At 44.6% G+C, this 10,595-nt stretch carries 6 protein-coding genes; all 6 read left to right on the forward strand.

The features are described from left to right. On the forward strand, positions 1–2,530 hold a 2,530-nt coding region (gene rpoB / locus QZL64_RS12720), incomplete at its 5' end, for a DNA-directed RNA polymerase subunit beta (RefSeq protein WP_296309661.1). A gap of 33 nt (positions 2,531–2,563) precedes the next feature. Continuing rightward, complete coding sequence (gene rpoC, locus QZL64_RS12725) at positions 2,564–6,775, forward strand: DNA-directed RNA polymerase subunit beta' (protein ID WP_021842335.1); 4,212 nt, start codon at positions 2,564–2,566, stop codon at positions 6,773–6,775. A 400-nt stretch (positions 6,776–7,175) separates the two neighbouring features. Next, the gene (locus QZL64_RS12730) at positions 7,176–7,421 is read left to right on the forward strand and encodes a ribosomal L7Ae/L30e/S12e/Gadd45 family protein (protein WP_021842336.1); all 246 of its coding nucleotides are present in this window, start codon (positions 7,176–7,178) and stop codon (positions 7,419–7,421) included. A gap of 77 nt (positions 7,422–7,498) precedes the next feature. Then, positions 7,499–7,873 carry a 30S ribosomal protein S12 gene (gene rpsL / locus QZL64_RS12735; RefSeq protein WP_021842337.1) on the forward strand — a complete coding sequence of 125 codons (375 nt, stop codon included), beginning with the start codon at positions 7,499–7,501 and terminating at the stop codon, positions 7,871–7,873. A 46-nt stretch (positions 7,874–7,919) separates the two neighbouring features. Further along, complete coding sequence (gene rpsG, locus QZL64_RS12740) at positions 7,920–8,390, forward strand: 30S ribosomal protein S7 (protein ID WP_006555649.1); 471 nt, start codon at positions 7,920–7,922, stop codon at positions 8,388–8,390. A gap of 22 nt (positions 8,391–8,412) precedes the next feature. Beyond that, a complete protein-coding gene (fusA, locus tag QZL64_RS12745; RefSeq protein ID WP_021842338.1) occupies positions 8,413–10,488 on the forward strand; it encodes an elongation factor G in 2,076 nt (691 codons plus the stop codon). The last annotated feature ends 107 nt before the right edge of the window (positions 10,489–10,595 follow it).

The following is a 10,595-nucleotide window of genomic DNA, read 5'->3' on the forward strand; positions in this document are numbered from 1 at the left end:
TCGTGTAGAAAAAATCTACGGTACCGGCGATCAGGCCAACAAAATTATTAAAGTACAAGTTACGGATCAGGTTGTGTACATGACGGCCGACGAAGAAGAAGGCATGACCATTGCACAGGCTAACTCCATTCTCGATAGCGAAGGTAACTTCGTAGATACGCATATCGCTTGTCGTCGCGGTTCTGAAGTCCTTGAAGTAGCACCTGAAAAAGTTGACTACATGGACGTTAGTCCGAAGGAAGTTGTTTCCATCGGTACCGCTATGATTCCGTTCCTAGAAAACGACGATGCTAACCGTGCTTTGATGGGTGCGAACATGCAGCGTCAGGCCGTGCCTTTGCTCCGCGCTCAGGCTCCGCTTGTAGGTACCGGTATGGAATACAAAGCAGCCACTGACTCCGGCGTTTGTGTACTGGCTAAAGAAGAAGGTATCGTTACTCGTTGTTGGGGTAATGAAATCCATGTACAGCGCGACAACGGTCGTGTTGACGTTTACAAATTAAATAAATTCCTTCGTTCCAACCAATCCACATGTTTCAACCAGAAACCAATCGTATTCCGCGGCGACCGCGTTGTTAAAGGCCAAGTATTGGCTGACGGCCCGGCTACTGACGGCGGTGAATTGGCACTCGGTTTTAACGTGCTCGTGGCGTTCATGCCGTGGGAAGGTTACAACTACGAAGATGCTATCTTGCTTAGCGAAGAGCTTTGCAAAGAAGATATTTATACATCCATTCATATTGAAGAATACGAATGTGATGCACGCGACACCAAATTGGGTGCCGAAGAAATTACCCGTGAATTGCCGAATACGGGCGATGACAATCTTCGCAACTTGGACGAAGAAGGTATCATCTGCATCGGTGCGGAAGTTCATCCGGGGGATATCTTAGTTGGTAAAGTTACACCAAAAGGTGAAACTGAATTAACGCCGGAAGAACGCTTATTGCGTGCCATCTTCGGTGACAAAGAACGTGAAGTACGTGATACTTCCCTTCGTGTACCGCATGGTGAATCCGGTAAAATCGTTGACGTTAAAGTTTTCACTCGTGAAAACGGTGATGAATTGCAACCGGGCGTTAACAAATTAGTTCGTGTATATATTGCACAAAAACGTAAAATCCACGAAGGCGATAAAATGGCCGGTCGTCATGGTAACAAGGGTGTCGTTTCCCGCGTAATGCGTCAGGAAGACATGCCATTCTTGCCGGACGGCACACCGGTTCAAATCGTATTGAACCCATTGGGCGTACCTTCTCGTATGAACATCGGTCAGGTATTGGAAACTCACCTCGGTTGGGCTGTTCAGGGCCTCGGTATGCAGATTAAAGCTACCGACCTCAAGATTCAAAATGTATTGAACCAAGCGAAAGCCGACAGCCGTTATTGGGATAATATCGACCGCATTAAAGAATTATACGGCGAAATGGACGCTTTAAAAGCTAAAGTGGCGGAAAACGTAACTGTTGCCCATCTTGATGTGGACAGTGAAATCGATGCACGCCGCGAAGAAGCGTTGAGCTTAATCTTGGCGGAAGCACAGAAACAATTGACTGAACTCGGTGGCCGCGAACGTTATGACGAATTGCGCGCTATCGAAAAAGAATACAGCGATGCTGAAATTGAATATTTTGACGATGAAGACCAAGCTCCGGAAATGGAAGAATCTTTACAGATTGAATTAAAAGACATTTCGGTAGTGGTTGACATCATCGATGCTATTGAATCGGCTCGTGTAAAACGCGAAGAAATCCGCAAAGATTTGGAATCTTACGGTTATGACTACGAAACTTACGGCATGCCAAAACCTGATGTAGCCGGTATCCATATCGCTACACCGGTATTTGACGGCGCGCACGAAAGTGACGTATTCGATACCCTCCGTATTGCCGGTAAAAATGATGACGGTAAAACCGTATTGTACGACGGCCGTACGGGCGAACCGATGGATAACAAAGTTACCGTTGGTTACGTATACATGTTAAAACTTCACCATTTGGTTGATGATAAGATCCATGCTCGTTCAACCGGTCCTTACTCCTTAGTAACGCAACAGCCATTGGGCGGTAAAGCTCAGTTCGGCGGTCAGCGTTTCGGGGAAATGGAAGTATGGGCGTTGGAAGCCTATGGTGCAGCGTATACCTTGCAGGAATTGCTCACTGTTAAGTCTGATGACGTGGTAGGTCGTGTGAAAGCATACGAAAAGATTGTTAAAGGTGAAAATATTCCTGAACCGGGCGTACCGGAATCTTTCAAAGTATTGCTTAAAGAACTTCAGAGTATCGGTCTTGATGTGAAGATTTTGAACGAAGATCAAGAAGAAGTTGTAATCAAAGAACTTGATGACGACGATGATGTAGATACCAATGAAGATGAAATCAAAGAAGTAATGGAAGGCTCAGATGCAGTAGCTGACGATACGGAAGAAGCGAATGTTATCGAAGAAGAACCGGTAACGAGCGGGGAAGATGACGACATACTTAGCACTATGGCTACGTATGTCGGCGAATCCGAAACTGATGAAGACTAATATTTGAGTATCCGAAAGAAGGGAGCGATACTTGTGCTAGACGTTAATGAATTCGATTCTATGCGAATCGGCTTGGCTTCGCCGGAACAAATTTTAGATTGGTCCTATGGGGAAGTTAAAAAGCCGGAAACAATTAACTATCGTACGCTTAAACCGGAACATGACGGCTTGTTCTGCGAGCGTATTTTTGGACCGACCAAGGACTGGGAATGTCATTGCGGTAAATATAAACGCATTCGCCATAAAGGCGTAGTCTGCGATAAATGTGGTGTAGAAGTGACTCGTTCTAAAGTGCGTCGTGAGCGCATGGGTCACATTGTATTGGCTACACCGGTATCTCACATTTGGTATTTCAAGGGTATCCCATCTCGTATGGGTCTTATCCTTGATGTATCACCACGTTCCTTAGAGCGCGTACTTTACTTTGCTGCTTATATCGTAGTTGATCCGGGCAGCACACCGCTCATGAAACGTCAGTTGTTATCTGAAACTGAATTCCGCGAATATGAAGCGCAATTCAATGAAGAAGATTACAAAATCAACGGCAAACAGGTTGAAATTGAAACCGTGGCTCAGCGCCGCGAACGTTTGGCGATTATTGCCGAAGCACAACGCAAAATTGCTGCTAATGAAGCATTAAAAGCTAATACTGAAATTGCCGAAGAAGAAAAAGAATACGAAGATTTGACTCGTGAAGAACGTTACGAATTAGGCGCTCAAGAAGAAGTGGAATTCGTATGCGTTGACATGGGCGCTGAAGCCATTAAAGCATTACTTGCCGAATTGGATTTGGAAAGCCTTAATGTTGAACTTCGCAGCGAACTCGAAACGGCTACGGGCCAACGTAAAATTCGTGCCGTACGTCGTTTGGAAGTAGTTGAAGCATTCCGTCAGTCCGGCAATAAACCGGAATGGATGATTATGGATGTAGTACCGGTTATTCCGCCGGAATTACGCCCTATGGTTCAGCTCGACGGCGGTCGTTTTGCTACATCTGACCTTAACGATTTATATCGTCGTGTAATTAACCGTAACAACCGTTTAAAACGTTTACTCGACTTAGGTGCACCGGATATTATCGTGCGCAACGAAAAACGTATGTTGCAAGAAGCTGTGGATGCCTTAATCGATAACGGTCGTCGCGGCCGTCCGGTAACAGGTCCGGGCAACCGTCCTTTGAAATCTTTATCCGATATGCTTAAAGGTAAACAAGGTCGTTTCCGTCAGAACCTCTTGGGTAAACGTGTTGACTACTCCGGCCGTTCCGTAATCGTAGTTGGTCCGGAACTCAAAATGCATCAATGCGGTTTGCCTAAAGAAATGGCTCTCGAATTGTTCAAACCTTTCGTTATGAAACGTTTGGTAGAACGCCAACAGGCAAGCAATATTAAAGCGGCTAAACGTCAGGTTGAACGTATCGGCCCGGGCGTTTGGGAAGCACTCGAAGAAGTAATTAAAGAACATCCGGTACTCTTGAACCGTGCACCGACATTGCACCGTTTGGGTATCCAGGCATTCGAACCTATCCTTTGGGAAGGTCGTGCCATTAAATTGCATCCGTTAGTATGTACTGCGTTTAACGCCGACTTTGACGGTGACCAGATGGCTTGTCACTTGCCATTGTCCGTAGAAGCTCAGTCCGAAGCGCGTACCCTCATGTTGTCTTCCCATAATATCTTGTCCACTAAGGATGGTAAACCGGTAGCGGTTCCTTCCCAGGATATGATTTTGGGTACTTACTACTTAACTGTAGTACGTCAACATACGAAGGAAAAAGCTAAATACTTCGCTAATTACGACGAAGTTATGTTGGCTTATGATTCCGGCGTAATCGGCTTGCAAGATATTTTATACATTCGTGAAGAAGGCTATGGTCGTGTGGAAACAACGGCTGGTCGTTTGATCTTTAACAACGCCCTCTATCCTGAACTTCGTCAATACGAATTGCAGGAAGACGGACATTATACATTGGGTCGCGTAATGGACAAGAAGATGGTTGGTAAATTGGTTGACCAGTGCTTCCAGTTATTCGGCAACGAAAAAACTGCCGAACTTCTTGACCGCGTGAAATCCTTGGGTTACTCTTACGCTCGTCGTGCCGGTATGACTATCGCTATTGCCGATATTAAAGTGCCGACTGAAAAAGCTGAAATTTTACAAAAAGCCGATGAAGATGTAGAAAAAGTATCCCGCAACTACCGTCGTGGTTACATGTCCGAAGATGAACGTTATCGTAAAACTATCCAACTTTGGACTCAGGCTACGGAAGATGTAACGGATGCCATGATGGATACCATGATGCGTGACCAGGAAGGATTCAACCCGGTTTACATGATGGCTATCTCCGGTGCCCGTGGTAACAAACAGCAGATTCGTCAGTTGGCCGGTATGCGTGGTTTGATGGCCGACCCATCCGGTCGAATCATCGACTTGCCAATCAAGGCTAACTTTAAGGAAGGCCTTACTGTATTGGATTACTTTACATCCAGCCATGGTGCTCGTAAAGGTTTGGCCGATACGGCGCTTCGTACAGCTGACTCCGGTTACTTGACTCGTCGTCTCGTTGACGTATCGCAAGACGTTATCGTTCGCGAAGAAGACTGTGACGTAGTAGGTATCGACTTAGTACGTGAACGCGCTCGTTTGGCTAGCTCCACTCGTCAGGCTCTTTCCTTGTTGAAAGATAAATTGATTGGTCGCGTACTCGATAAAGATGTTGTAGATCCTGCAACGGGTGAACTCGTATTGGCAGCTGAAACCATCTTGACTCTTACGGACCTTGAAGCATTAGCCGATCATAAGATTACCGATATCGATCTTCGTGGTGCTCATTTGGGTAGCGACAGCGATATTAACCATACGAACTTGGTACAAAAGATCAGCCTTGGTGAAACCGATGAAGGTATTCGTCAGACATTGCGTGAAACCATGGTTCAGAATATGCTTGGCAAGGATACTGTTAACGCCGTAGTTGACAGCGAAGGCAATGAAGTATTCCCTGCTCACAGTGCCCTTACTGAAGAAGGCATTGAAGCTATTCTTGACAGTGATGTTAAAGAAGTACAGGTACGCAACAATGACATCCACGGCATTGAAGTGGAAGCCATCGTTGAAGGTTCCGGTATTATTGAACCGCTTAAAGATCGTATCGTAGGTCGTACGGCAGCTGAAGAATTAATCAACAAAGAAACCGGCGAAGTTATCGTGCCGCTCAATGGCGAAATTACGGAAGAATTGGCTGATGAAGTAGTTAAACACTATGAAACGGTTAAGATCCGTTCCGTATTAACTTGTCATTCCCCTTATGGTGTATGTATGAAGTGCTATGGCCGTGACCTCGGTACCGGCAACCAGGTACAGGTTGGTGAAGCTGTTGGTATTATTGCAGCTCAGTCCATCGGTGAACCGGGTACACAGCTTACAATGCGTACATTCCATACAGGTGGTGTTGCCGGTGACGATATTACGCAAGGTTTGCCACGTGTTGAAGAATTGTTCGAAGCACGTCGCCCTAAACGTCATGCTATCATCAGTGAAGTGGAAGGTACTGTTCGCGTAGTACCTAATGACAATAAAAAAGGCACTAACACAATCTTTGTTACCGACAAAGACGGTGTGGAATATGATTACCTCATTCCATACGGTGCTCGCATTATCGTACGTGACGGTGATGTAGTTAAATTGGGTGCTCGTTTAACAGAAGGTTCCATTAATCCGCATGACATCATGCGCGTAATGGGTACCGAAGCTACTCAGCGTTACCTTGTTTATGAAGTACAAAAAGTATATAAATCTCAAGGTGTAGAAATTAACGATAAGCACATTGAGGTTATTGTGCGCCAGATGCTTCATAAAGTGAAGGTAGAAGAAGTGGGCGATGCCGACTTGTTACCTGGCGATCCTATCGATGTTAACACCTTTGAAGAAGAAAACCGTCGTCTCATCTTGAACGGCAAACAACCGGCTACAGGTAAACGTATTTTACTCGGTATCACTAAAGCTGCGTTGGCTACCGACAGCTTCTTGTCGGCCGCATCCTTCCAGGAAACGACTCGTGTTCTTACTGATGCTGCTATTAAAGGCAAAATCGATCCGTTATTGGGTCTCAAAGAAAACGTTATTATCGGTAAGTTGATTCCGGCCGGTACCGGCATGAGCCGTTATCGTAAGATTAAGGTTACTAAAAAAGAACCTCAAATCGACGATGTGGTAACGGTTGACGCTCCGGCTGCTGCTGAAGAATAAGTAAAGTCTTGACAATTGGTGTATCGGTAGAGAGGAGGCCTTACGGTTTTCATCTTTACCGGAGCCAATGTCATAAATATAGTTATGTAAGAGAGTGTTATTATGTAAAAATAATGGCACTCTTTTATATTTAATTCGAAATCTATGTATGCTGATTTAGTAATCGATGCATAGAATTGTATAAAATGAAGAAAAATTACGTAAATTTTGTATAAAATTATGTGAAATATGCAAAAATAAAGCCTTTTGAAACACACGGATAAGTGTACATATAAAATGTTGATTTAATGCGGTAAAAAGGCTATAAAAGTTGTTGACAGGCATGGGGTAGTAATGCTAAACTGTTATAGTGCTCGGGGGAGAGTGTGCCTGAGTACAAGAAAAATCAAGGAGTAATGGTATGGAAATCGAAGTATTAACATCAGCGAAAAAGACAATCGGAGCTAAACAAACGTCGAAAGCGATTATGCGCGGCGAAGTTCAGATGGTGTTTGTTGCTAATAACAGCGACGATCGAGTGGTGTTGCCCATACTTGAACTTTGTGAGAAAAACGCCGTACCGGTAAATCAAGAACACTCCATGGAAGAACTTGGTAAGGCCGGCAAGATTAAAGTAAAAGCAGCTGCCATTGGGGTGCTGCGCTAAATTTGGTAATATCTGTGGTGACAATTTGTTGCTATAGATCAATTATAAATCTAATTGTTTGGAAAGGAGGTGCCCACATGCCAACTATTAACCAGTTAGTACGCAAAGGCCGTCAAACTTTGACAAAGAAATCCGACGCTCCTGCACTTAAAGAAAGCCCGCAGAAACGTGGTGTATGTACTCGTGTATATACTGCTACTCCAAAGAAACCGAACTCCGCGCTTCGTAAAGTTGCCCGTGTTCGTTTGACAAACGCTATTGAAGTAACTGCTTACATCCCAGGCATTGGTCACAATTTACAGGAACACAGTGTAGTACTTATCAGAGGTGGTCGTGTTAGAGACTTACCAGGTGTGCGTTATCACATTGTTCGTGGTGCTTTGGATACAGCCGGCGTACAGAATCGTATGCAGAGCCGTTCCAAATATGGCGCTAAAAAAGCTAAGAAATAATTATAGCTAAACAATTGAAATCACACATCGTAGAGGAGGAAATAACATGCCAAGAAAAGGCCCTGTGTTGAAGCGTGATGTACTTCCGGATCCGGTGTACAACAGCAAATTGGTTACACGCTTCATTAACAAAGTAATGTACGATGGTAAAAAAGGTATTGCCGAAACTATCGTATATGATGCATTTGAAATTATTCGTTCCAAAATGGGTCAGGACCCAATGGAAGTATTTGATCAGGCTTTAAAAAATGTAATGCCTGTATTGGAAGTTCGTGCTCGTCGTATCGGCGGTGCCAACTACCAAGTTCCGGTTGAAGTTCGTGCCGATCGTCGTCAGACGTTAGGTATTCGTTGGATGGTAAACTACGCTCGTCTTCGCGGCGAACGCACCATGAAAGAACGTTTGGCCGGTGAATTAATGGATGCGTTCAATAACACTGGCGCAGCTATTAAGAAAAAAGATGACACTCATAAAATGGCAGAAGCTAATAAAGCATTTGCTCATTATCGTTGGTAATTAGTAAGAGGAGTTGACATTCGTGGCAAGAGAATTTTCGCTAGAGAAAACTCGTAATATCGGTATCATGGCTCACATCGACGCCGGTAAAACAACCACAACGGAACGTATTCTTTACTACACAGGCCGAGTTCACAAGATCGGTGAAGTTCATGAAGGCGCTGCGACGATGGACTGGATGGCACAGGAACAGGAACGTGGTATTACAATCACGTCTGCTGCGACTACTTGTCACTGGAAAGAACATCGCATCAACATCATTGATACCCCGGGTCACGTTGACTTTACTGTAGAAGTAGAACGTTCGTTGCGCGTACTTGACGGTTCCGTTGCAGTATTCAGTGCTAAAGGTGGCGTTGAACCACAGTCTGAAACTGTATGGCGTCAAGCATCTACCTATGGCGTACCACGTATCGCTTATGTAAATAAGATGGATACCGTAGGTGCTGACTACTTCAATGTTGTAAACATGATGAAAGAACGCTTGGGTGCAAACAGTGTTGCTCTTCAAGTACCAATCGGCGCTGAAGATACTTTCAAAGGCATCATCGACTTGATGACTATGAAAGCCGAAATCTACATCAGCGATGATGGTAAAGAATTCGAAATCACTGATATTCCTGAAGACTATGTACAAGTAGCTCAAGAACGTCGTGAAATGTTGGTAGACGCTATTGCCGAAACTGACGACGAAATCATGATGAAGTACTTGGAAGGCGAAGAAATCAGCATTGATGAATTAAAAGCGGCTCTTCGTAAAGCAGTTTGTGAAAACAAATTGTTCCCTGTACTTTGCGGTTCTTCTTATAAGAACAAAGGTGTGCAGATGTTATTGGATGCAGTTATTGACTACATGCCATCTCCACTTGATATTCCAGCTATTAAAGGTGTTAACCCTGATACAGGTGCTGAAGAAACTCGCCCTGCATCCGATGAAGAACCATTCTCCGCATTGGCCTTCAAAATCATGGCTGACCCTTATGTTGGTAAATTAGCGTTCTTCCGCGTATACTCCGGTTCCTTAGAATCCGGTTCTTACGTGTTCAACTCCACAAAAGGTAAGAAAGAACGTATCGGTCGTATCCTTCAGATGCATGCTAACAGCCGTCAAGAAATCGAACGCGTTTACTCCGGCGATATCGCAGCTGCTGTAGGCTTGAAAGATACAACCACCGGTGATACTCTCTGTGATGAAAAGGCTCCGGTAATTCTTGAATCCATGGAATTCCCAGAACCTGTTATCTCCGTAGCAGTTGAACCAAAAACTAAAGCTGACCAGGAAAAAATGGGTATCGCTTTAGCCCGCTTGGCTGAAGAAGATCCAACCTTCAAAGTTCGTACTGATGAAGAAACCGGTCAGACAATCATTTCCGGTATGGGTGAACTTCACCTCGACATTATCGTTGACCGTATGAACCGTGAGTTCAAGGTTGAATGTAATGTTGGTAAACCTCAGGTTGCTTACCGTGAAACGATTCGCAAATCCGTTAAAGCTCAAGGTAAATTCGTACGTCAGTCCGGTGGCCGTGGTCAATATGGTGACTGCTGGTTGGAATTAATTCCACAAGAACCTGGTGCAGGCTTCGAATTTGAAAACAAAATCGTCGGCGGTGCAATTCCTCGTGAATACATCGGACCGGTTGAAAACGGTGTTAAGGAAGCTATGGAATCCGGTGTTATCGCCGGCTATCCAATGGTTGACATCAAAGTAATCGTATTTGACGGTTCCTACCATGATGTTGACTCCTCCGAAATGGCGTTTAAAATCGCCGGCTCGATGGGCTTCAAAGAAGGTGCACGTAAAGCTGACCCAGTACTTCTCGAACCATACATGGCGGTAGAAGTTGATGTACCGGAAGAATACATGGGCGACGTAATCGGCGACTTGAACTCTCGTCGTGGTCGTATGGAAGGCATGGAAGCTCGTAACGGCAGCCAGCATATCAAAGCATTCGTTCCATTGAGCGAAATGTTCGGTTATGCAACGGACCTCCGTTCCAAAACTCAGGGCCGTGGTAACTACTCTATGACAGTAGACCATTACGAAGAAGTGCCTAAGAAAATTGCTGAAGAAATTCAGGCAAAGAAAAACGGCTAATCCCTTAAGGGTTAACACAATAAGTAAAATTTTAATTATCCGGGAGGACAATTCAAAATGGCAAAAGCAAAATTTGAACGTACTAAACCGCATGTTAACATCGGTAC

The organism is Veillonella sp. CAG:933, assembly GCF_000431435.1.
In the GTDB taxonomy this organism is placed as follows: Bacteria; Bacillota; Negativicutes; order Veillonellales; family Veillonellaceae; genus Veillonella_A.

Coding starts and splice junctions, on each gene's coding strand:
- rpsL (WP_021842337.1), top strand. CDS start 7,499: ATGCCAACTATTAACCAGTTAGTACGCAAAGGCCGTCAAACTTTGACA.
- rpsG (WP_006555649.1), top strand. CDS start 7,920: ATGCCAAGAAAAGGCCCTGTGTTGAAGCGTGATGTACTTCCGGATCCG.
- QZL64_RS12730 (WP_021842336.1), top strand. CDS start 7,176: ATGGAAATCGAAGTATTAACATCAGCGAAAAAGACAATCGGAGCTAAA.